The sequence below is a fragment of the Tessaracoccus pujii genome (assembly GCF_055326215.1).
The window spans coordinates 132,059-154,065 of sequence record NZ_JBUZNP010000001.1; the positions used below are offsets into that span (position 1 = coordinate 132,059).

General features: G+C 67.2%; 19 protein-coding genes. 10 read left to right on the plus strand and 9 right to left on the minus strand.

Annotated elements, in window-relative coordinates:
• Positions 1 to 7: 7 nt before the first annotated feature.
• From ACZK5N_RS00565 to ACZK5N_RS00585, 5 genes are all read left to right on the plus strand, one after another.
• Positions 8 to 1,423, plus strand: coding sequence for a phosphoglucomutase/phosphomannomutase family protein (locus tag ACZK5N_RS00565; RefSeq protein WP_459017841.1), 1,416 nt, complete (start codon positions 8 to 10; stop codon positions 1,421 to 1,423).
• Between the two features lie 193 nt (positions 1,424 to 1,616).
• Positions 1,617 to 2,468: a dimethylargininase gene (gene ddaH / locus ACZK5N_RS00570; protein WP_459017842.1), complete on the plus strand. Its 852-nt coding sequence runs from the start codon at positions 1,617 to 1,619 to the stop codon at positions 2,466 to 2,468.
• Positions 2,465 to 3,673, plus strand: coding sequence for an ornithine--oxo-acid transaminase (rocD, locus tag ACZK5N_RS00575; protein ID WP_463624533.1), 1,209 nt, complete (start codon positions 2,465 to 2,467; stop codon positions 3,671 to 3,673). Before ddaH ends, rocD begins: the two co-directional genes overlap by 4 nt.
• Positions 3,674 to 3,821: 148 nt before the next feature.
• Positions 3,822 to 4,013 carry a hypothetical protein gene (locus ACZK5N_RS00580; RefSeq protein ID WP_459017844.1) on the plus strand — a complete coding sequence of 64 codons (192 nt, stop codon included), beginning with the start codon at positions 3,822 to 3,824 and terminating at the stop codon, positions 4,011 to 4,013.
• Positions 4,014 to 4,063: 50 nt separating this feature from the next.
• The gene (locus ACZK5N_RS00585) at positions 4,064 to 4,357 is read left to right on the plus strand and encodes a DUF1905 domain-containing protein (protein WP_463624534.1); all 294 of its coding nucleotides are present in this window, start codon (positions 4,064 to 4,066) and stop codon (positions 4,355 to 4,357) included.
• Between the two features lie 245 nt (positions 4,358 to 4,602).
• On the opposite strand, the gene ACZK5N_RS00590 is transcribed toward ACZK5N_RS00585, so the two are convergent.
• The 6 genes from ACZK5N_RS00590 to ACZK5N_RS00615 form a co-directional block, all read right to left on the minus strand.
• Positions 4,603 to 5,109, minus strand: coding sequence for an FAD-dependent phenol hydoxylase family protein (locus ACZK5N_RS00590; protein ID WP_463624535.1), 507 nt, complete (start codon positions 5,107 to 5,109; stop codon positions 4,603 to 4,605).
• Positions 5,110 to 5,158: 49 nt separating this feature from the next.
• Positions 5,159 to 6,742 (minus strand): SDR family NAD(P)-dependent oxidoreductase, encoded by a 1,584-nt coding sequence (locus ACZK5N_RS00595; protein ID WP_459017847.1) that lies wholly within the window; start codon positions 6,740 to 6,742, stop codon positions 5,159 to 5,161.
• 798 nt (positions 6,743 to 7,540) lie between these two features.
• Positions 7,541 to 7,855: a hypothetical protein gene (locus ACZK5N_RS00600; RefSeq protein WP_459017848.1), complete on the minus strand. Its 315-nt coding sequence runs from the start codon at positions 7,853 to 7,855 to the stop codon at positions 7,541 to 7,543.
• A 22-nt stretch (positions 7,856 to 7,877) separates the two neighbouring features.
• Positions 7,878 to 8,243: a nucleotidyl transferase AbiEii/AbiGii toxin family protein gene (locus ACZK5N_RS00605; RefSeq protein WP_463624536.1), complete on the minus strand. Its 366-nt coding sequence runs from the start codon at positions 8,241 to 8,243 to the stop codon at positions 7,878 to 7,880.
• Positions 8,179 to 8,778, minus strand: coding sequence for a nucleotidyl transferase AbiEii/AbiGii toxin family protein (locus ACZK5N_RS00610; protein WP_463624537.1), 600 nt, complete (start codon positions 8,776 to 8,778; stop codon positions 8,179 to 8,181). Before ACZK5N_RS00610 ends, ACZK5N_RS00605 begins: the two co-directional genes overlap by 65 nt.
• Positions 8,775 to 9,359, minus strand: a complete 585-nt coding sequence (locus ACZK5N_RS00615; protein WP_459017850.1) for a type IV toxin-antitoxin system AbiEi family antitoxin domain-containing protein — start codon at positions 9,357 to 9,359, stop codon at positions 8,775 to 8,777. Before ACZK5N_RS00615 ends, ACZK5N_RS00610 begins: the two co-directional genes overlap by 4 nt.
• Positions 9,360 to 9,414: 55 nt before the next feature.
• Between ACZK5N_RS00615 and ACZK5N_RS00620 the strand changes: the two genes are divergently transcribed.
• Positions 9,415 to 9,741: a DUF4143 domain-containing protein gene (locus ACZK5N_RS00620; RefSeq protein WP_459017851.1), complete on the plus strand. Its 327-nt coding sequence runs from the start codon at positions 9,415 to 9,417 to the stop codon at positions 9,739 to 9,741.
• Between the two features lie 659 nt (positions 9,742 to 10,400).
• Here ACZK5N_RS00620 and ACZK5N_RS00625 read toward each other — a convergent pair.
• Both ACZK5N_RS00625 and ACZK5N_RS00630 read right to left on the minus strand, forming a co-directional pair.
• Positions 10,401 to 13,136 carry a cation-translocating P-type ATPase gene (locus ACZK5N_RS00625; protein ID WP_463624538.1) on the minus strand — a complete coding sequence of 912 codons (2,736 nt, stop codon included), beginning with the start codon at positions 13,134 to 13,136 and terminating at the stop codon, positions 10,401 to 10,403.
• Positions 13,137 to 13,387: 251 nt separating this feature from the next.
• A complete protein-coding gene (locus tag ACZK5N_RS00630) occupies positions 13,388 to 16,117 on the minus strand; it encodes a phosphoenolpyruvate carboxylase (RefSeq protein WP_463624539.1) in 2,730 nt (909 codons plus the stop codon).
• Between the two features lie 48 nt (positions 16,118 to 16,165).
• Here ACZK5N_RS00630 and ACZK5N_RS00635 point away from each other — a divergent pair, with 48 nt between their 5' ends.
• The 4 genes from ACZK5N_RS00635 to carB all read left to right on the plus strand — a co-directional run bounded on the left by ACZK5N_RS00635 (position 16,166) and on the right by carB (position 21,615).
• On the plus strand, positions 16,166 to 16,492 hold the full coding sequence (locus ACZK5N_RS00635; protein WP_459017855.1) for a helix-turn-helix transcriptional regulator: 327 nt from the start codon (positions 16,166 to 16,168) through the stop codon (positions 16,490 to 16,492).
• Between the two features lie 127 nt (positions 16,493 to 16,619).
• Positions 16,620 to 17,117 carry a beta-class carbonic anhydrase gene (locus tag ACZK5N_RS00640; protein ID WP_463613766.1) on the plus strand — a complete coding sequence of 166 codons (498 nt, stop codon included), beginning with the start codon at positions 16,620 to 16,622 and terminating at the stop codon, positions 17,115 to 17,117.
• 59 nt (positions 17,118 to 17,176) lie between these two features.
• Positions 17,177 to 18,295: a glutamine-hydrolyzing carbamoyl-phosphate synthase small subunit gene (carA, locus tag ACZK5N_RS00645; protein ID WP_463613765.1), complete on the plus strand. Its 1,119-nt coding sequence runs from the start codon at positions 17,177 to 17,179 to the stop codon at positions 18,293 to 18,295.
• The gene (carB, locus tag ACZK5N_RS00650; RefSeq protein WP_463624540.1) at positions 18,295 to 21,615 is read left to right on the plus strand and encodes a carbamoyl-phosphate synthase large subunit; all 3,321 of its coding nucleotides are present in this window, start codon (positions 18,295 to 18,297) and stop codon (positions 21,613 to 21,615) included. The genes carA and carB overlap by 1 nt, the downstream gene beginning before the upstream one ends.
• Positions 21,616 to 21,720: 105 nt before the next feature.
• Here carB and ACZK5N_RS00655 read toward each other — a convergent pair whose 3' ends face one another.
• Complete coding sequence (locus ACZK5N_RS00655; protein ID WP_269466671.1) at positions 21,721 to 21,870, minus strand: hypothetical protein; 150 nt, start codon at positions 21,868 to 21,870, stop codon at positions 21,721 to 21,723.
• Positions 21,871 to 22,007 lie beyond the last annotated feature (137 nt).

Below are 22,007 nucleotides of genomic sequence, written 5' to 3' on the forward strand. Positions count from 1 at the left end.
TGCAGTCATGATCGAATTCGGGACGGGGGGCTGGCGCGCCATCATCGCCGACGGCTTCACCAAGGAGAATGTCCGGCTGCTCGCTCAAGGGCTGGCCAATCGCATGAACGCCGAGGGGGTCGCTGATCGGGGAACCGTGGTCGGCTACGACCGCCGATTCCTCTCCTGCGATGCCGCCTGGTGGGTAACCGAGGTCCTGGTGGCCAATGGGATCCCGGTGACGGTGGTGGATCGGCCTGCACCGACACCGATGATCATGTGGACGGTCCGCAACAAGGGCTGCGTCTACGGCATGGCGGTCACCGCCTCCCACAACCCGGCGGTCTACAACGGCATCAAGGTGTTCGTCGAGGGTGGGCGCGACGCCGACGTCGACGTGACCAGCTCCCTGCAGGAGCAGGTCAACGCCCTCTCCTCCGACGATGTGCGATCGGTGCCGGAGTACGAAGTGCGCACCCACCCTCTGGTGACCGTGCAGTTCTCGATGAACTGGTACATCGACGCCATCCTCGAACAGCTCGACGTGGACACGATCCGCCACCGCCACCTCCGAGTGGTGCTCGACCCGATGTTCGGCGTGGCGCAGACGTGCATGCAGACGGTGCTGATGACGGCCCGCTGCGACGTCGAGGTGATCAACTCCCGCCACGACACCATGTTCGGCGGGCGCCTCCCCTCCCCCAAGCTCGAGACCCTCCATCAGCTGAGGCAGACGGTGATCGAGCGGGGCGCCGATCTCGGCATCGCAACCGACGGTGATGCGGACCGGCTCGGCATCATCGACGACCGGGGCAACTTCCTCTCGGCCAACCAGATCATGGTCCTGCTCTACGAGTACCTGCTCACCGGCAAGGGCTGGACCGGTCCCGTGGTGCGCAACATCGCCACCACCCACCTGCTCGACCGCGTGGCCGCCGCCCATGGTCAGCAGTGCTACGAGGTCCCCGTCGGCTTCAAGCACATCAGCTCCAAGATGGCCGAGACCGATGCAGTGATCGGCGGTGAGTCCTCGGGAGGCCTCACTGTGCGGGGTCACATCGCCGGCAAGGACGGCGTCTACGCCGGCTCGCTGCTGGTCGAGATGCTGGCTGCCAGCAACCGGAGGCTCAGCGACCTGTGGACCGACGTCGTCGCCCGCTACGGCGACGCCCACATGGTGGAGAACGCGTACTCATTCACCCCCGCGCGGCGCGCCGAGCTCATGGCCACCCTGTTCGATCGACGCGAGCTCCCCGCCTTCACGCTCGCGGTCGACCACACCAGCTACCTCGACGGTTGCAAGGTCCATTTCGCCAACGGTGGCTGGCTCGTCGTGCGGTTCTCCGGCACCGAACCGGTGCTCAGGGTGTTCGCCGAAATGCCGACGCTCGATGAAGCCGAGACCACCATCGCCGAACTCGTAGCCTTCCTGCAGCTCACCTGATCCGACTCCCCGACCGGCTCCTCGACGCCTGGGACTCTATGGGGTTCGGGGCGTCGAGATTGGGCGGCGCCCGATGGATGGATACTGGAGACAGGCGTACTCGTGTCGCCTCTTCCTCGCGGTTCGGCCGCGGGTCGAAGTGCCGCCGGGTCCAAGGACAGCGTCCGCCGTCCGCACTCGGTGGAGGAGGGCGATGTCTTCTCAAGAGCGGATCCAGCAGCGTCGCCGGTACCTGATGTGCCGGCCGGACTTCTTCACGGTGAGCTACGAGATCAATCCCTGGATGCACCGGGCGCATCCGACCGATACGGCTAGGGCTGTGCGGCAGTGGCAGGCGCTCCACGACACATACCTGGGACTGGGTCACGAGGTCGAACTCATCGATCCGATCCCGGGCCTCAACGACATGGTCTACACGGCCAACAGCGGACTCGTCATCGACGGCGTGGCCATGGGCGCGAGGTTCAGCGTCGGCGAGCGTCGGGGTGAGGAACGCCCGTTCAGGGAGTGGTTCGCGGACCACGGGTTCGAGGTCGTCCAGCCGGTCGCGACGCAGGAGGGCGAGGGCGACCTGCTGCTGGTGGGCGAGACGATCCTCGCCGGCTACGGCTTCCGATCCCAGCTGGACAGCCACACCGAGATCGCCAGTGTGTTCGGGCTCGAGGTCATCTCGCTGCGGCTGGTCAACCCGACGTACTACCACCTCGACACCGCCATCTGCGTCCTCGATCCAGTGCAGGGCCTCGGCGGTGTGGAGCGTGCGAACATCGCCTACCTGCCGTCGGCCTTCGACGAGCGCGGCCAGTCCGACCTCCTCGAGCGTTTCCCCGACGCGATCCGCGTGCCCGCCGCCGAACCCGCGAGCCTCGAGTTGAACGCGGTCAGCGACGGCCGCAACGTGGTCCTCTCGCCGCCCGCCACCAGCTTCGACGCCCAACTGCGCGAGCGCGGCTACCATCCCGTGCCCGTCGACGTGTCCGAGCTGCACCTCGGCGGCGGCGGGATCAAGTGCTGCACCCTGGAACTGAGAGGAAGAACACCATGAGCACGACGACGGCGCGCTTCATCCACCAGGAGGCTGAGCACGTGGCGCGCAACTACGACCCGCTTCCGGTGGTCGTGTCGACCGCGGAGGACGTCTGGGTGACCGATGTCGACGGTAGGCGCTACCTCGACCTGCTGTCTGCCTACTCGGCGCTGAACTTCGGGCACCGCCACCCCGAGCTGGTGAAGGCGGCCGTCGATCAGATCGGCCGGCTCACCCTGACCAGCCGGGCGTTCCACAACGACCGGCTCGGTGCCTTCGCCACCGCCCTGGCCGAGCTGTGCCGCAAGGACCTCGTCCTGCCGATGAACACCGGCGCAGAGGCCGTCGAGACCGGCATCAAGACCGCGCGCGCCTGGGCCTACCGGGTCAAAGGAGTCCCTGCCGACGCCGCACGGATCATCGTGGCGGCGGGCAACTTCCACGGCCGCACCACCACCATCGTCGGGTTCAGCGATGACCCCGTCACCAGGGAGGGGTTCGGGCCGTTCACGCCCGGCTTCGTCACCGTGCCGTACGGGGACGCCGCCGCGATCGAGGCAGCAATCGACGACAACACCGCCGCCGTGCTCATCGAGCCCATCCAGGGTGAGGCCGGCGTCATCATCCCACCGGAGGGTTATCTGCGGGCCGTCCGCGAGCTCTGTACCGAGCACAACGTGCTCCTCATCGCCGACGAGATCCAGTCCGGCCTCGGTCGCGTCGGGACGACGTTCGCGTGCGACCGCGAGGGCGTCGTCCCCGACCTCTACCTGCTGGGCAAGGCACTGGGCGGCGGCATCCTGCCGGTGTCGGCCGTCGTCGGCAACCGCGACGTCCTCGGCGTGTTCCGTCCCGGCGAGCACGGCTCGACCTTCGGCGGCAATCCGCTCGCCGCGGCGGTCGGGTTGCGCGTGGTGGAGCTGCTCCGCACCGGCGAGTTCCAGGAACGTGCGACGACGCTGGGGCATCATCTCAAGGGTCTGCTCGACGAGCTGCTGGGCCACGGCCTGACCGAGGTGCGGGTGGCCGGCCTGTGGGCAGGGGTCGACGTCGAACCGTCGCGCGGCACCGGCCGCGAGGTCGCACAGAGGCTGCTGGCTCGCGGCGTGCTGGTCAAGGACACACACGGCCAGACCATCCGCATCGCACCGCCGCTCACGATTCAAGCCTCCGACCTGGGCTGGGCCGTCGAACAGCTCAAGCTCGTCCTCCAGGCGCCCTGACGGCCCGAGGGTGGCGACCAGTCCACGGCACCAGACGGGTGGGGTCCGAGAGCCACGCCTCAGACAGAACCGCCCGGCACGACGGCGACGCACGATAGAGCCCTTCCCCCGTCGCGATCCGCGGGCTGAGACAATCGTGGTCGTGAACATGACGCGCCCAGACCCATCGTGGAGGACCCTGATCGCGGCCACCAACGCCGTCTCCTTGGCCGGGATCCTGGGCGCCATGTACATGATCTACGGGTTGTTGCTGCCGACCTGGTTCGCGATGGTGGGGTGGAAGCTGTTCCGACTGGGAAGGGCGAACGGATCGGCCATCCCGCGGGTCGGCGTCCGATGATGCGGAGTCCGCGTTGGAGGACAGCGTCCGACCGGGGAGGGTGAGTCGCCTTGGAGCAGCACACGTTCACCGCTGAGCTCTGGCGATGGCCCGCCCAGGACGCATGGCGTTTCGTCACCGTGCCCGGCGACCTGGCGGAGGTCATCCGGATGACGTCGGGGCCGCCTCGGGGGTTCGGATCGGTGCGGGTCGAGGTCACGGTCGGTGGCACCACCTGGCACACCTCCGTGTTCCCGGATGCCAGCCGCGGCACCTTCGTTCTGCCGGTGAAGAAGGCCGTCAGGCATGCGGAGGATCTCGACGACGGAGACATGGTCGCCGTGTCGTTGCGGGTGCTGGGCTGAGCGGCGTCCAGATGTCCAGCCCAACCAGACGCCGCTCGGCTGTGCGCCAGTACGCGGCATCCATCTTGCGGTCGAACGGTTCGCGCATTGCGTCTCTCATCGGGCCCGACAAAGGGCCTGCCACGCCTTCGTGGGCAGCATCCGCAGACCATCACTCATCGCGCACTCAAGAAGTCACAATTGGAGTTCCTTTCGACCGGGGCGGGCGCCGACGGCGCCCGCCGGCGGCCCGCTCACCACTGTCGTCAAGGAACGGACCGGGAGCCCAACCCGGGGCGGGGCCTGACGAAAGGGGTGAGCGAGGTCGACCCCATAGACCTTCTCCAGGTGGACCAGGTCGAACATGCCGACCCGGGGCTTGAACACCGCGGGCGCTCCATCAGTGCCACGTTGGTGTGGTCCTGCTGGTAGACCACCTTCACGTCGAACCAGGCGTCCTCGTCGGCGCCTTCCGGCGTCCACGCCAGCGGCGAATCCGGCGATGAGCCTAACCACCCGGCGAAGTCGGCGAGCTTCGAGGCCTGCCCCGCGGGCGGGCTGTCGGCGAAGACGTAGATGCGCCACCGGCCGTCAGCCTGCGCCAGGTGGCCCAGGTGCACGGGATTGGAGTCACTGACCCGGACCACCGTGGCCGACTTGAACCGCTTTCCGATCGGGAATCCGGCGGCGAGCGACTGGTGGTTGTCGTCGCCGACCAGCATCGATGGCTTGTACTGGGTCATGAACCCGAAGGGGAACTCCGCGGTGCCCACGTAGAAGTCCTCCAGTTCGGAGGGGTGGCGAGTTCTTGTCGAGCGTGGCCTACCAACCTGAGGGCGCGTAGTCCTTCAGGAAGACGCCGAACAGGTCGTCGCCGGCCTGCCCGCGGACGATCGGGTCGTAGACCCGAGCGGCACCGTCGACCAGATCCAAGGGCGCATGGAAGCCCTCCTCGGCGAGCCGAACTTTCGTGGGGTGCGGGCGCTCGTCGGTGATCCAGCCGGTGTCGACGCTGGTCATCAGGATGCCGTCGGACTCGAACAGCTCCCGCGCGCTCGTCCGGGTCAGCATGTTGACCGCCGCCTTCGCCATGTTGGTGTGCGGATGGCCGGGACCCTTGTAGCCGCGCGCGAAGACCCCCTCCATCGCTGACACGTTGACCACGTACGCCCGGGCCGGACCACTCGCCACGCTTCTCGCCGCCTCTGCCAGGCGCGGCCGCAGGCGGCTGATGAGGATGAACGGCGCCGTCTCGTTGCAGAGCTGCACCTCGAGCATCTCGAGCGCGTCCACCTCGCCGACGCCCTGGACCCAGCTGTTCGAGTCGTGAAGGTCGGGAACGAGCCCTCCCGCGTCGATCGCTGAGCCATCGGCCAGACGCGCCAGCGACGACGAGCCCGGAGCCAGAGCCATGTCTGTCAGGCGCTGGGCGTGGCGGGCCGCGGCCTCGGCATCCGCGTGAGTGGCGGCAGAGCCGGTGACCGCGGCGTCCGCCGCCGCCAGCAGCGGGTGCGCCTTGACCGACTCGGCCAGCGCCAAAGGATGCAGGTCTCGTGTGTGCCCGAACGTCAGGAGTTCTGGGCCTTGGCCTTCGGGCCACAGTCCGTCCGGGACCGGGATCGACTCGGCGTCGACGAGGGGCGCGTACGAACCGGCCGAGCGTCGGACGGTCTGCGCCGCGTTGTTGATCAGGATGTCCAGCGGGCCCCGGGCGGCCACCGCGTCGGCCAATGCGATGACCTGGGACGGATCACGCAGGTCGATGCCGACCACATGCAGTCGATGCAGCCAGTCGGCGGCGTCAGGCATCGCCGCGAAACGTCGCACCGCGTCACGCGGGAACCGTGTCGTGATCGTGGTGTGGGCGCCATCGCGCAGCAGCCGGAGCGCGATGTGCATGCCGATCTTGGCCCGACCGCCGGTCAGCAGCGCTCGCTTGCCGACCAGATCCGTCCGCGCCCCGCGCTTGGTGTGACTCATGGCCGCACACGCGGGGCAGAGCTGATGGTAGAACGCGTCCACCAGCGTGTACCGCTGCTTGCATATGTAGCAGGGCCGGGCCTTCATGAGCGTCCCGGCCGTCGGCGCCTCGACGCCTGACGTGAGCGCCAGCCCCCGCGTCTCGTCATCGATGCGGTCGGGTGCCCCCGTGGCTGTCCCGGCGACGATCGCCTTGTCGTTGTCCTGGATCGCCGCTCGCCTGACGCCTCGGCGGTGGCGCTTGACCGCCTTGAACATGCTGCTGGTCGCCTGTCGGACGGCCACGAAGTCGGGGTGGGCCTCGTCGAGCTCGTGGATGATGCGCAAGACCCGCAATGTCACGGCCAGGTCGTCTGCGTCGACTCCGCTGCCGACCGCAGCCGAGGAGGGTGCTGGAATGGGCTCCGGCGCTGATGGAATCGACACGGCGCCCAGCGTACTCAGGGCTCGGCCGCGGGGCACTTCACAGCCCCGCATGGGCGTGGCAAGCCGGGGACGAAGAGCTGTCGACAGGCCCGAAACCGACGCTGCAACGCGCCGACCACACCGCACCCCAGCGAGAACGACAAGCCGAATTATCACAGACACCCCAGACCACCCGCAGCCCCACAAGCCGAAACTCCGGCCGAAAGTCACACGAAGCCCGCACACCAGCCACACCCGCCCGATCACGACGGCCACCCCCGGCACCCGTCAGCGGACACAACCCAGAGACGGGACACAGGCGAGCCCTCCACAGCCTCAGGAGACCACGATTCCCCATGGGGAACCCGTGGGGAATCAGCCCCACCAACCCCGCAAGAAACCCCTCCCCCCGACAGCCACCCGGACCACTCCACCGGCATCAGCCCTTGCCACAAGAAGACCCAGCCCCAGAGACAGAGAATCGGCGAGAGGCTTTCGCCTCCCGCCGATTCCCTACATTTGCCCTAATCAGAGGCACTTTTGTGCGCGAGAGAGGAGTTGAAGCTCTCTTCCGTCAGCCGACAATAGCCCCCTGGCAAGGCCTTATGGCCTTCAATTGACATTTCGTCACCTTGTCGTGGGGAATGCGTGGGGAATCGCACTGAACCTTGCAACCTCGCGGATCTCGCGTCCAGGACTGCGCTCCAGCATAGGCGGCCGGGGCCAGAGGGTGATCCTCGAGGCGCGGCACGACAGCGTGTTCGGCCGCCGGCTCTCGGGCTTCATCGGCCACTACTCGGGCTCCACGCTGGGTGTTCTTCAGTTCGAACTTTCGACGTTGTCGTGGTGATCGCAGCGAGCGCGTGGATCACGGTCTTCATGGTCAGCGGGCCACGGAGGGGACGAGCATCGGCGCGCCGACAGCCGGCGTTCCTGGGCGATGGCCTTTTCGGCGGAGCCCGTCTCCCAACGCGAGTGGTCGGTCTGGACTCGGATGGCGCTTTCGAGAGCATCGAGGGCGGTATCGGTGATGGTGGCACCGGGCTGAGTGGCCTGGAGGATGAGGTCGGCGGCGCCGGTGACGCGCTGGCCGGTGCTGCGGAGTATCTCGATGAGGTCACGGTGGTCGGTCACGGCGTGAGCAGCACCTGCCGATTCACTCCCAGGACTTCGCGGAAGGGTTCCATTGTCCCACTGCCGTCTCCGACAGCACGGGGTCGGCGAAGCCTGCGACCGCTGCGAGCACGTCGGCGAACGCCGCGGGAAGTTCATGCTCGCGGTGGGATCGTGTGCGCCATGCGCGCCACCTCTGCTGGGCCCAATCGCCCATCGGCGCGAGCGCGGGCAGAAGAGGCGTGGACGCCACGTTCCGGTACTCGGCCACGGTCTTCACCGACGCTCGAAACTCGGCCGCGCCGACCGGATGAAGTCGGGTCAACACGTACACGTCCGCGAAGTCACGCCAGCGGGTGTTGGCGATACCGCGGTCGATTGCGGTGACGACCTTCTCCGCGAGCACCATCGTCAGCGGGTAGCCCAGCAGCGTCACCGGCGGGAGCCCGAGGGGCAGGACGCGGGGGGAGGTCTACAAGACGAGGTGCGGGCCAGATCGGGTCGCCGAAGTTCACGTCGATCCCGACAGTAAGCCGTGCGGTGCCCAGCGTCGCGGTGAGCTTGACCCGCACTCCCGCGTACTCGTCTTCCTCACGGATCGTCATCGCTGTGACGCTGGCCAGGTCGAACGCGAGCCCGTCGTCGACCTCCAACGCCGCGATGATGCGAACGCGCTCGGCGACCTCCTCTGGGTCGCCGATAAGCCTGGTGGCTTGCAGGTCGATGTCTTTGGTCGGGCGGCGCGCAGCGAACGCGGCCAGCAGGACGCCGCCCTTCAGCACGAAGTCATCGCGGTGCTCCGAGAGTGCGATGCGCGCCAGCAACCCTTCGAGGGCATACAGGGTCATCAGCTCCTGAACGTCTCCGCCGGCCTGTCGGGCGAGCCTGCGGATGGCGATGCTCGCGTCGCCCGCCGGTGTGCCGTGCTGCGGGCTCGGGGTCACAGCAGCACTTCCAGCGCCGACTGAACCGCGGGACGCGCCTTCGGGAAGGAGTCAGCCAGCGCCAGTAGCGCGCCGGGACTGTTCCCCCTGCCACGCACCCACCGCTTGAGCGCACCGATGGCGAGGTCGCTGCCCCATACGTGCCGCAGCCGGAACAGGTCGATCAGGGTGCGCTCCCCCGAGAACAGGCCGATGGACAGCCCGAGCGGCAACTCATACTCGAGGCGCCCGATGCCGAAGGTGTCGGGATCGAAGCGGTGCCAGGCAATCGGCGCATGCTGGAGGGTGACCGGCTGCGTGCCGCGCGGGATGGCGATGTCACTGCGGGCGGGGATCTCATCTGTCAGCTCGTGCAGCGACAGCGCGGTGAGCAGGCACAACGTCGCGTCGGGTTTCTTCGCGGCGACCGCCATCCACGCGGCGGTCGTGTCATCCGTGAGCCCCGCCCGCAGGAATAGACCCGGGGCGATGCGCTCAAACTCCCCCGACTCGATCAGCCGGTCAAGACCATGTCGGGTGAGCCCCTGCGCGGCCAAGTCGTCGTAGCGCAGCAGGTCAGGAAGCATCGCAGTGTCCATCATCACCTCACGTTCGACAGAATCAGATACAGATACATCATACCTGTGATGGTTTCCGATGACAGCACACGCATTTCGAGTCGTTGACCGCCCAATCGGTGTGCGGGTCTACGCCGAAGCAGCCGACGCCCGCATCGGGCACCTTCGCACCAAGAACACCCACCACGAAATCGACCTGATCGTAGAAGCGGCAGACCGATCCACAATCGCGATCGAGGTCAAACTCACCGACACCATCAGACCCGCCAACGTCAAGCACCTCAACTGGCTCGACCAACAACTCGGCGACTGCCTCGTCGACCAGATGATCATCCACACCCGCAGACACGCCTACCGCCGCCCCGACGGCATCGCCGTCGTCCCCCTCGCACTCCTCGGGCCCTGAACCACCCAGCACCCCCGTCGACATAACCCGAACCCAGGCGCTACCGAGCGGAGGGGCATCCCCAACGCCGCAAAGAACCTGACAAGCGAGTCCTCTACAAGGGGCCCTCCCCCTCCTCGCCCTCCGCGACTTGACCGAGGTCGGCAGGTTCACACCCCGCGCGAAACTCTGGCCGCGGCGGTTGTGGCTCCACCCGCACGGCGGCAGCGGCGCGTCGTCGCAGGTGACGAGCTGATGTCGCCGTCGGGCAGTCAACGCTCATGACATCGGATTCTCTGGATAATCCGATGGAATAGCCGACAGGCGCTGGTCTCCTCGTCGAAGAGCAACTCGCCGCCGCCTGCCCTCCGGCTCGTCGACTCCTCAGGGGTAGCACTGATCGTTCTCGGTGAGGACATACCGGCTATCCAGACGCGAGTACGAAATCGCCCGATGGGCGCTCGGCCACGGCCAGGATGTGATGGATCAGCCGCGGGCCACGTCCGACACGTTCTCTCGGATGCTGTTGCTGGCCGGGTTGGCCGACCATGAGGGTTGAGGTACACAAGTTTGGCGCCAACCTTCTATGCCGATGGAAGGGAGCGGGATGACCGCAACCGACACACTGGATCGTGAGGAACGACGGGTACCTGATCCTCGCCCGCTGCACCAGCCCGGCCTCAGTGGCGTCCGATGCTGATACCAACACCCCTGCGACGATCGACGGCCTTCACGCTCTCGATCAGCACCAGCAATCCGACGCCGGTGGCCGCTGCGATCATCAGATCGACCGCGCCCAGCGGCTCCAGCCTCAGGAAAACGCCCAGCGGCGTGTAGAGCGCTGCCAACTGCAGTGCCAGGACCAGTGCGGCGATCCACAGCAGCAGCGTGTTGGAGCGCCACCCGATCGTGGTGAGCGAGTCGTGGTGGGACCGGGTGGCGAAGGCCTGCCCGATCTGCAGGAACGCCAGGGTGGTGAACAGCATCGACTGCCACGCCGGGTTGCCGGTTTCGTGGTACCAGAGACCGATCCCCAGCGCCACGAAGCCGATGACCAAGCCGATCCACACGGTCCGGCGGCCCAGGCCACCCGTCCAGAGACTCCCGCCTGGCACATGCGGAGGCCTGCGCATCACCGTGGACTCGGCAGGCTCCTTGCCCATCGCGAGGCCCAGCAAGCCGTCGGTCATGAGGTTGAGCCAGAGCAGCTGCAGCGGGAGCAGGGCCACGGCCGCCGTCCCATCGAAGGGGAGGAGGAGGAACGGGATGGGCCATCCGACCATGACGATGATCTTGCCGAGGTTTCCGGCCACGGCGAACGAGACGAACCGGCGCAGGTTGTCGTAGATGACCCTGCCCTCCTCGACGGCGGCGATGATGGTGGCGAAGTTGTCGTCGCGCAGCACCATGTCCGAGGCCTCCTTCGAGACGTCGGTGCCGGTGATGCCCATGGCCACGCCGATGTCGGACTTCTTCAGCGCGGGTGCGTCGTTGACGCCGTCGCCCGTCATGGCCACGATCTGGCCGTGACGCTGCAGCGAGTCAACCAGGCGGAGCTTGTGCTCGGGCGAGACGCGGGCGAACACGTTCACCGTCCTGCTGGCGTGATCGAACTCCTCGGCGTCAAGGCGGTCCAGCTCGACGCCGGTCAGCACGCCCCCGTCGCGCCCGATACCGAGCTCGCGGGCGATTGCCTGCGCGGTCAGGGGGTGGTCGCCTGTGATCATGACCGGCCGGATGCCCGCGCCCTGGCAGATGGCAACGGCAGCGGCCACCTCGGGCCGCGGGGGATCGATGATGCCGACGACACCCAGCAGGACGAGGTCGGTCTCAGGGTCGGCCGGCGTGCTGCCCGGAGGAACGAGCCGCACGGCGAGGCCCAGCACCCGCTGGCCACGGGAGGCCAGGTCCTTGTTAGTGTCCTCGACCCAGTCGCGTGCCGCATCGTCGAAGGTCCGGATGGCGCCGTCCGCGAACACTCCCGTGGCGCGCGTGACGAGCCCGTCGACGGCTCCCTTGACGAAGATGAGATCAAGGTCCTGTGGCAGCTGTGCGAGTTCAGGCACCCGCCCGGCCAGCGCCGCGTGCCGGGTGCTCATGCGTTTGCGCTCGGAATCGAACGGCAACTCCCCGATCCTCGCCATGACCGTGCGCAACGACGCGACGTCGATCCCACCGGCCTGGGCGGCCTCGAGCAGGCAGGCCTCAGTGGGGTCGCCGATTGTCTCGATCCCCTCACCGTCGACGTGGCGAAGTTCGGCATTGTTGCACAGCGCCCCGGCCGCCAAGGCGACAAGGGCCGCATCCGACGGCGAGCCGCCACCCGGAGTCCAGGCGCCGTCGGGCAGGACGAGCGCCGAGACCGTCATCTTGTTCTGGGTGAGGGTGCCCGTCTTGTCCGAGCAGATGGTGGTGACCGAGCCCAGCGTCTCTACCGCAGGCAGTTTGCGCACCAGCGCGTTGCGCCGCAACATCCGCTGTGCACCCACAGCCAGCGTGAAAGTCACGACGGCCGGTAGACCCTCTGGGATGACCGCAACTGCCACCGAGATGGCGGTGAGAACGAGGTTGCTCCACGTCTCGCCGGCTAGCGCGCCAAGGAGCGCAACCACACCGGCGGTGACCACGCCCAGGACGGCCAACTGTTTGCCGACATGGTCGAGGCGCGCCTGGAGCGGGGTCTGCTCCGTCGTGACCCCTTGGAGCAGGTCGGCGATTCTGCCCAGCTGCGTGCCCATGCCGGTGGCGATGACCAGGCCCACTCCGCGGCCGTAGGTGACCTCGGTGCCGGAGAATGCCATGTTGATGCGATCCCCGACGGGAAGGTCTGCACCGGCCAGTGGTGCGGTGTTCTTGTCCACGGCCTCGGACTCGCCGGTCAGGGCAGCCTCCTGGATCCTCAGGGAGACCACCTCCACGAGTCGTAGATCGGCGGGGACAACGGTGCCTGCGTCCAGTTGGATAACGTCGCCCGGCACCAGCTGCCTGGCCGGCACTGAGACCGTGACGCCGTCGCGCAGCACCCGCACGGTGGGGACCGTCATCTGGCGAAGCGCGGCGATCGCCTTCTCCGCGCGGTACTCCTGGAAGAAGCCGAGCAGCGCGAACAGAAGCACGATCCCGCCGATGGCACCGGCCTCCAAGAACTTGCCGAGGATGAGCGACAAGACCGTGGCCGCGATGAGGATCAGCACCATCACCGAGGTGAACTGCTCCCACAGGATCTTCCAGGCCGGCTTGCCGCCACGGTCTACCAGTTCGTTGGTGCCGAAGCGCTCCAAGCGCTTCTCGGCCACCGCCGTCGAAATCCCGGAGGCCTGGGAGCCCGTCCGCGCCAGAGCGTCCTCCACACTGATCACATGCCAGGAGGGATCAGTCTCGACGGGGCTGTCAGCGGCGAGATTCTCTATGGACAAGTCTGTCTCCCGGTGTGAGGTGCATAGAAAGGAAGTACGTCGAGTCCCGCCAGATGGCCGATCCCACGGGCTTGCGCCGTACTGAGGTCGGACCCGCTTCGGGATACTCCCTCTCCGGACGACCTCGAGGAACTCGCCCGTGGGAGCAGCCGCAATGAGAGCGCCCCGGACCCGGGCGGCGAGGAGCCCTCAGTGGGATCGATGCCAGTTGGAGAAGGCGGAGAGCAGCGCAGCGCCTGTTACCGCTTCGGCTATCCAGTGTTCTGCAGCCCGGCCGCTGCTCCGTTCACGGTGGTCAACAGGACCCGAGTCCACAGATCCGGGTCCTCCTGCGAGGGGGCGTCGTCTCCTGGAGCAGCCTCGCGCATGACGCGCAGTGCGCGCAACTGGAGGTGGCTGAGCGCGTCGATGGACGGGGCCCGCAGAGCAATCCGCGTACCGAGCCGGGGCTTGCGCTCCAGCAACTCCTCCTGTTCGAGGATCGCCAGCACCAGGCTGCGCGTCATTTCGAACTCCTCCAGCACCGCGCTTGTGACGCCCTCGTGCCCGCCGAGCGCGAGGAACGACTTCGCCAGGCGCGGGTTCGCCTTCGCGAGGCTCATCTCGGCGATGTCGATCATACTGGCGAACAGCGGCCATTGACTGTAGGCCGCGCGCAACCGGTGGAGGTCTCCCACAGCGGCGAGTCCTGAGCCCAGCCCGAACCAGCCGGGCACGTTTGCCCTGATTTGGGACCAGGCGAACACCCAGGGGATGGCCCGGAAGTCACGGAGATCCCTACCCTTCTCGGCGCCGCTTCGCCGCGCCGGGCGGGACCCGAGCCGCAGCCGGCCCAACTCCTCAAGCGGGCTCGACTCAGCGACGACGTCGGCGAAACCAGGCATGCGCACAAAGCTGAGGTAGGTCTCGCGGGAAGTCCGCTCCACGGTCGTCGCGACATCGTCGAATTCCTCAGCGGCGGCACGGTTGCGGTGCACCACGTCGTCGGTGTCTGCGAGCAGCACCGCCGACGTGAGTCGTTCCAGGTGCGCCTGGGCCAGGGTCACGTCCGCGTATCGCGCGAAGATGACCTCGCCCTGCTCGGTGACCTTGAACCGGCCGGAGACCGAGCCCGGCGGCTGGGCCAGGATGGCCCGGTGGACAGGGCCTCCACCACGGCCCAGGGATCCGCCTCGGCCGTGGAACAGCGTGAGCTGGATGTCGTTGCGCTGTGCCCACTCCACGATCTCGGTCTGCGCCCGGTAGAGAGTCAGGGTCGCGCTGGCCGGTCCGACGTCCTTGGCCGAGTCCGAGTAGCCGACCATCACCTCGACGTGCCGGTCCACGTCGTCGAGCCAGCTGCGGGTGCTCTCCAGCGTGAGCCAGTCCTCAAGGACGCCGACGGCCCCGTGCAGGTCGGCTCCGGTTTCGAACAGCGGCACCACGTCCAATCTGAGGTCGCCCTCCCCTACCGCGAGGCGGGCAAGTGCGCGCACTGCGACGAGGTGCTGAGCGTGCTGGGTGAAGCTCACCACGTGACGGCCACAGGACTGGGTCCCCCAGCGCTCCTGAATCCAGGACATGACCCGAAGCGTGTCGAGCACTTCTCGGGTGGCGTCGCTGAGCGCGCGGACGTGGGCCGGCCACCCGTTGACCGCGAGCGAGTCGAGTAGTTGCAGCCGGGTGGGGCCAGCGGGCGCTTCTGGGTCCCAGTCGAGCTGCCCCAGCAGTTCGTCGAGTACCGCCCGGTGGACATCGCTGTGTTGGCGCACCTCTAGGTCGGCCAAGTGAAAGCCGAAAGTCTCGGCCAGCCACACCAGATGCTGGAGTTCTCCGAAAGCCGCCCGCGTGTCTCCCGCCCGCTCCAGGGAGGTCTGGACCATCGTGAGGTCAGCCACCAGCTCAACGGGCTCGCGGTAGGCAAGATCGATCCGGCCCTCCCGCGTGGCGGTGAGCCTGGTGGCGACAAAGAGCAGTTTCTGCCGGTGCGGTTCTCCCGGAGAGGACTTGCGGATCGATTGGAAGATCTCCGGCGCCGTGACCGCATCACGGGCCAGCGCATTGGCCAGCTCGGGCGACGGGGGGCTGGCCTCCTCGCTCATCGTGAGGGTGCGGGCGACGCGTTCCGCCGCGGTGGTGAGCGCCGTAAGGATACATTCCGCCTGGATGGTCATGGTCTGCCGGGTGACCTCGGCTGTGACGAACGGGTTACCGTCACGGTCACCGCCCACCCAGGAACCGAACCGCAGGAAGCCGGGAACCGACGGGCGACACCGGCCCGGCTCCCCGTCGGCGATCGCGGACTCGACAGTGCGGTACAACCGTGGCACCGCTTGAAACAGCGTCTGGTCGAACACGGACATCACGGTGCGAACCTCGTCCGAGGGTTGTGGTGGTGCGGTGCGCAGGGGGGAGGTTCGGCTGAGGATGTCGATCTCCTCCAGCATCCGGCGCTGAGCAAAATCCCGCTCTTGTGAGCCGGAGCTCGGATCGTCGTAGCGGTCCAGTTGTTCGGCGATCCGGTGTAGGGCTGAGGAGACAGCGCGCCTGCGAGCTTCCGTGGGGTGTGCGGTCAGCACCGGATGGATGCGGAGGTTCTTCACCCGAGCCGCCGCGGGGCCGAGTGCAGCCACCGCCGGCCACACGTCCGGCGCAGTGCCCGCCACCTCGGAGTGTGTCCCGCGAATGAGCCTGGAGCGGTACCGCTCCTCGCTGAGGTTGATCAGGTGGAAGTGAACGGTCAGGGCCTGCGCGAGTTGAAGCGCCTGAGTAGCGGTCAGTGCCCCGACGATCCGGCCAGGCTCCTCGGGGTCGCCGCCATCGGCGGCCCGTGCCGCAGAGTCCTGCACTTGCCGCATAAGCGTGGCGAGCGCGCCGGCTCCCCACTCGTGGAGCACCTGCTCATGCAGTTGTGTGAGGATGTCGATGTCGGCTTCCAGGAGCCGGTCAAGACCGTACGGATCCTGGTCCAGGTGGATCGCCTCGGCAAGGGGATTGATCATTGGTACCTCTCTATTTCGTGAATGAAGAATCGGGTATCATGCTCCACTATGGCACCTGGCGACTGGACCTTTCTCTCCAATTACGGCCACGTCCTCGTGGCCCTGGCCAGAACCCCTACTGCGCGGATGCGAGACATCGCGCAGCAGGTGGGTATCACTGAACGCGCCGTGCAGCAGATCGTCGGTGAGTTGGTGACGCAGGGTTACGTGATCAAGGAAAAGTCGGGACGGCGAAATGAGTATCGCCTGGCTCCCGACACCCACCTGCGCCACAACCTGGAGCGCGGCGTCAGGGTCGCCGACTTCGTGGCGATGGTGAGCGGGGCTGGTGAAGCGAATGTGACTCGCGGGACGCCGAACAGGGCGAAGAGTTGACTTACCCATGCCCCCATCTCTCGCGATCGGGCGTTGCGGTCGGTCTGCCCCCGCCTCGCACTGGACTTGCTACTGCTCCTAGTTTCCGGAATTGCAATTCGCGTGTCAAGTCGCTATTATTCTGACCATGGACGAGGACTTCTTCGGCGATCTCATCGCTGCGAACCAGCGCTACGCGAGGTCCGGACCCCGCCCCTTCGACGGCATCGCACACGCAGGGATCGCCATCGTGACATGCATGGACTCACGCCTGGAGCCCTTGGAGATGCTGGGCCTGACACTGGGCGAGGCCAAGATCATGCGCACGCCTGGGGGCCATGTCACAGTGGACGCGCTCACCGGATGCGTGTTGGCCGCACACCTTCTCAACGTGGACCGCATCCTGATCGTCCAACACACCCGCTGTGCCATGGCCAGCGGGGACGACGATGCGATCCGTCGGCGCGTGTCGGAGACGACCGGTGCGGACCTCGGCACCCTGCCCATCGGGGCGGACCCGGACCAGCATGGCCGGATACACGCCGATGTCGCACTGCTGCGGCAGCACCCGTTGCTCTCTGACCGGATTAGGGTCGGAGGCTTCCTGTACGACGTTGAGACCAGCCTCCTGGAACAGATCGCATGAGCGCCCCCCCTGCTCAGGGCAGCTCCAGCGAGGCTTACGCAGGGACCGCTCGTTTTCCGATGCCAGCACTGCTGGTCTTGGAGGACGGGCGGTTCTTCTGCGGCACGTCGTTCGGTGCCGCTGGAGAGACTTTCGGGGAGGCCGTCTTCTCCACAGGCATGACGGGCTACCAGGAGACTCTCACCGATCCCAGCTACCACCGCCAGGTCCTGATCGCGACGGCTCCCCACATCGGCAACACCGGATGGAACGAGCAGGACAATGAGTCGCGCAGGATCTGGGTGGCCGGTTACGTGGTCCGCGACCCTTCACGGATCCACTCGAGTTGGCGCGCCAACGGCTCCCTGGACGACGAACTGCGGCGGCAAGGGATCGTCGGCATCGCCGACCTCGACACGCGGGCGCTGACGCGCCACATCCGTGACAACGGCGCGATGCGGGTGGGCGTCTCCACGATCGAGACCGACCCCCAACAACTGCTTGCGCGGGTGTTGGAGACGCAGCCCATGCTGGGGGCGGACCTCGTGGCCGATGTCACAGTGGCTTCGAAGCAGGTCGTCCCGGCAGTGGGCAGGAAGCGCTTCACAGTCGCCGCGATCGATCTCGGCATCAAGGACATGACTGCCACCCGGCTCGCCCAGCGAGGAATCGAGGTGCACGTCCTGCCTGCTGCGAGCACCCTCGACGACATCACCGCAGTGGGTCCCGATGGAGTCTTCTTCTCCAACGGGCCCGGCGACCCGGCGGCAGCCGGGCGTGCGGTGGACCTTCTCACCGAGATTCTGGATGCGGGGCTGCCCTACTTCGGGATCTGCTTCGGCAACCAGATCTTCGGTCGCGCACTCGGCTTCGGCACCTACAAGCTGAAGTACGGCCATCGCGGCATCAACCAGCCGGTGATGGACCTGGCCAGGGGCACGGTGGAGATCACCGCCCAGAACCACGGCTTCGCCGTCGATGCCCCTCTGGGCCAGTCCGTGTCCACCCGCTGGGGAACCGCACGAGTTTCCCACGTCTGTCTCAACGACGATGTGGTCGAGGGCCTGGAGTTGCGTGACTCTTCCGGCCGACTGACTGCCTTCGCTGTTCAGTATCACCCGGAGGCAGCCGCCGGACCGCACGACGCCGACTACCTGTTCGACCGCTTCGTCGACGTCATGGCAGGAAGGGACGCCTGATGCCCCGTCGCACCGACATCTCCTCGATCATGGTGATCGGCTCCGGGCCGATCGTCATCGGGCAGGCGTGCGAGTTCGACTACTCCGGCACGCAGGCCTGCCGCGTGTTGCGCGAGGAGGGGTTCCGGGTGATCCTGGTCAACTCCAACCCGGCCACCATCATGACGGACCCCGAGTACGCCGACGCAACTTACATAGAACCGATCAGGCCCGAGTACCTCGAACAGATCATCGCCGCGGAGCGCCCCGACGCGCTGCTCGCGACGCTTGGAGGCCAGACCGCACTCAACGCCGCCATGACCCTGTTCAAGAACGGGGTGCTCGACCGCTACGGTGTCGAACTCATCGGCGCCTCCGTCGACGCCATCGAAAAGGCGGAGAACAGGCTGGAGTTCAACCAGATCGTCACCTCACTCAAGGTGCCCGGCGCTGACGCCGGTGTGGCACGCTCGCGAATCTGCCAGGTCATGGACGAAGTCCTTGCCGCCGCGGGGATCCTCGGATACCCCATCGTGGTCCGGCCGAGCTTCACCATGGGCGGGCTCGGCTCCGGCATCGCCTACAACCAGGAGGAACTGATCCGGATCGCCGGGGCAGGACTTTCGGCGTCGCCGGTCACCGAGGTGCTGATCGAGGAGTCGATCATCGGCTGGAAAGAGTTCGAACTCGAAGTCATGCGCGACGGATCGGACAACGTCGTGATCGTGTGCTCCATCGAGAACCTAGACCCCATGGGCGTGCACACCGGGGACTCCATCACAGTGGCCCCCGCCATGACGCTCACAGACAGGGAGTACCAGGCCATGCGCGACGTGGCCATCGCGGTGACCAGGGCGGTCGGCGTCGAAACTGGCGGCTGCAACGTCCAGTTCGCACTCAACCCTGTCGACGGGCGGCTGATAGTGGTGGAGATGAACCCGCGGGTCTCCCGATCCTCGGCGCTGGCCTCGAAGGCCACCGGCTTCCCGATCGCGAAGATCGCAGCGAAGGTGGCGGTGGGCTACACCCTCGACGAGATCCCCAACGACATCACCGGCGAGACGCCCGCCTCGTTCGAACCGTCGCTGGATTACGTCGTGGTCAAGTGCCCGCGCTTCGCGTTCGAGAAGTTCCCAACCGCTGACAGCACCCTCACCACGCACATGAAGTCAGTGGGCGAGGCCATGGCCATCGGCCGAAGCTTCACCGAAGCACTCGGCAAGGCTCTGCGCTCGCTGGAGGACCCGGCGGCTCTCTTCGACTTCACTCGCCCGATCATCGAGAGCGTGGACGAGCTGCTGCGCCGCATCGCCCGACCGCACGACCACCGCCTCGCCCTCATCATGCAGGCGCTTCGTGCCGGCGCCACCTCGGCACAGGTGGTAGAAGCAACCCGGATCGATCCGTGGTTCGTCGACCAGCTGCAGCTGATCCGCGAGACGGCCGACCAGGTGTGCTCGGCCCCAGAGCTGACGGGCGGGCTCATGCGGCTCTCCAAGCGACACGGCCTCTCCGACGATCAGATCGCCGACCTGCGCAATCTCAGCCCTGACGTTGTCCGTGGCCTCCGCTGGGCGTTCGGCATCCGGCCCGTGTACAAGACGGTCGACACCTGTGCCGCCGAGTTCGCGGCCCGGACGCCGTACCACTACTCCAGCTACGACGAGGAGACCGAGGTCGAGCCCCGCGCCCGGCCCGCCGTCATTATCCTGGGCAGCGGTCCCAACCGAATCGGGCAAGGCATCGAGTTCGACTACTCGTGCGTGCACGCGGCCATGGCGTTGCGGGACGCCGGCTACGAGACGGTGATGGTCAACTGCAACCCCGAGACGGTCTCGACCGACTACGACACCACCGACCGGCTGTACTTCGAACCCCTGACGCTGGAGGACGTGCTGGAGGTGGTCCATGCCGAGCTCGCGGCCGGGCCCGTGGCGGGCGTCCTCGTGCAGCTGGGCGGGCAGACGCCGCTCAAGCTCGCACAGGCGCTCAAAGACCGCGGAGTCCACATCGTGGGCACGTCGCCAGAGGCCATCCACCTGGCGGAGGATCGCGGAGAATTCGGCGCCCTCCTCAGCGCCGCGGGCCTGCTGTCCCCCCAGCACGGCACGGCCGTCTCCGCCGGACAGGCGCTGGCGGTCGCCCACACGATCGGTTACCCCGTGCTGGTTCGTCCCAGCTACGTGCTGGGCGGGCGCGGCATGGAGATCGTCTACGACGACGCCTCACTGGTGAGCTACATCCAACGCGCAACCGAGATCGACCCCTCGCACCCCGTGCTCGTGGACCGGTTTCTCGACGACGCGATCGAGATCGACATCGATGCGCTCTTCGACGGGGCGGAGCTCTACATCGGCGGCGTGATGGAACACATCGAGGAGGCCGGCATCCACTCCGGCGACTCGGCGTGCACCCTTCCTCCGATTACCCTCGGTACCGAGACCATCGACCAGATTCGCAGCTCCACCGAGATCATCGCCAAACGGATCGGGGTGAAGGGCCTGATCAACATTCAGTACGCGCTGCTCGGCGATGTGCTCTACGTGCTTGAGGCCAACCCGCGGTCATCGCGGACCGTGCCCTTCGTCTCGAAAGCCACCGGCACGCCGCTGGCCAAGGCCGCAGCCCGCATCTCACTCGGCGCGATGATCGCCGAACTCCGCTCAGAGGGAATGCTCCGATCCGGGGGAGACGGCGCGACGGCGCTCGCGTCGGCACCGATCGCCGTGAAGGAAGCCGTGTTGCCCTTCAACCGGTTCCGCAGCCCCGAGGGCGTCGGCGTCGATCCGCTGCTCGGCCCGGAGATGAGATCCACAGGCGAGGTCATGGGGCTCGATGCGGCCTTTGGCCCCGCCTTTGCCAAGAGCCAGGCCGCGTCGTTCTCCGCTCTTCCCACGACTGGGACGGTGTTCGTCTCGGTGGCGAATCGCGACAAGCGGCACGCGATCTTCCCGATCAAGAGGCTCGCCGACCTCGGGTTCCGGATCCTGGCCACCGAGGGCACGGCACAGGTGCTGCGTCGCCACGATGTTGCGGTCACTGTGCTCCGGAAAGCGTCGCAAGGTCCAGGTCCCAACGGTGAGCTGACGGTGGTGCAGGCCATCGCGGCAGGCGAGATCGACCTCGTGGTCAACACGCCGCACGGCCACTCGCTCCATGGCAGCCCCCGACAGGACGGCTGGGAGATTCGCGGCGCGACCATCCGCGCCGGCGTGCCTTGCGTCACCACGACCCAGGCCCTCGCGGCGTGCGTGCAGGGCGTCGAATCCCTGCGCCAAGGAACCCCGGGGGTGCGTTCGCTGCAGTCCTGGAACGCCGCGATTCAAGCTGATCTCCCCTGATCCGTGGCCCGCTCCGTCCCAGCGCCACTGGGCAGTGGGGTTGGGCGCTGTGGGGTAGTGCCGGTGAGCGCCACCGGTGGTCGGGTGACGCTCACCGGCTGTGGCTCATGCGGTGGCGGTGTGTTCGCGCATGTTGGTGCCGCCGGTCTCGATCCTGATGGTGTTGTGGACGACGCGGTTCATGATCGCGGCAGCGTGGACACCGGAGCCGAGCCCGTGGTGCCAGTCCTTCTTCGCGTACTGGGTGCAGAACACGGTTCAGACGGCGTCATAGCGGCGCTCGAGGAGTACCACGAGCATGCTGCGGGTGCTCTCGTCGGGGCAATCCGCTGGACCACTGGCTCAACGAGCGACTCGGTGGGTGTCTGTTGCCCGGCCAGCGATTGACGTGC

Excerpts from the sequence above, each read along its gene's own strand:
- ACZK5N_RS00565 (WP_459017841.1), top strand. The coding sequence starts at position 8 with ATGATCGAATTCGGGACGGGGGGCTGGCGCGCCATCATCGCCGACGGC.
- ddaH (WP_459017842.1), top strand. The coding sequence starts at position 1,617 with ATGTCTTCTCAAGAGCGGATCCAGCAGCGTCGCCGGTACCTGATGTGC.
- rocD (WP_463624533.1), top strand. The coding sequence starts at position 2,465 with ATGAGCACGACGACGGCGCGCTTCATCCACCAGGAGGCTGAGCACGTG.
- ACZK5N_RS00580 (WP_459017844.1), top strand. The coding sequence starts at position 3,822 with ATGACGCGCCCAGACCCATCGTGGAGGACCCTGATCGCGGCCACCAAC.
- ACZK5N_RS00605 (WP_463624536.1), bottom strand. The coding sequence starts at position 8,243 with ATGGTGCTCGCGGAGAAGGTCGTCACCGCAATCGACCGCGGTATCGCC.
- ACZK5N_RS00615 (WP_459017850.1), bottom strand. The coding sequence starts at position 9,359 with ATGATGGACACTGCGATGCTTCCTGACCTGCTGCGCTACGACGACTTG.
- ACZK5N_RS00620 (WP_459017851.1), top strand. The coding sequence starts at position 9,415 with ATGACAGCACACGCATTTCGAGTCGTTGACCGCCCAATCGGTGTGCGG.
- ACZK5N_RS00630 (WP_463624539.1), bottom strand. The coding sequence starts at position 16,117 with ATGATCAATCCCCTTGCCGAGGCGATCCACCTGGACCAGGATCCGTAC.
- ACZK5N_RS00635 (WP_459017855.1), top strand. The coding sequence starts at position 16,166 with ATGGCACCTGGCGACTGGACCTTTCTCTCCAATTACGGCCACGTCCTC.
- ACZK5N_RS00640 (WP_463613766.1), top strand. The coding sequence starts at position 16,620 with ATGGACGAGGACTTCTTCGGCGATCTCATCGCTGCGAACCAGCGCTAC.
- carA (WP_463613765.1), top strand. The coding sequence starts at position 17,177 with ATGCCAGCACTGCTGGTCTTGGAGGACGGGCGGTTCTTCTGCGGCACG.
- carB (WP_463624540.1), top strand. The coding sequence starts at position 18,295 with ATGCCCCGTCGCACCGACATCTCCTCGATCATGGTGATCGGCTCCGGG.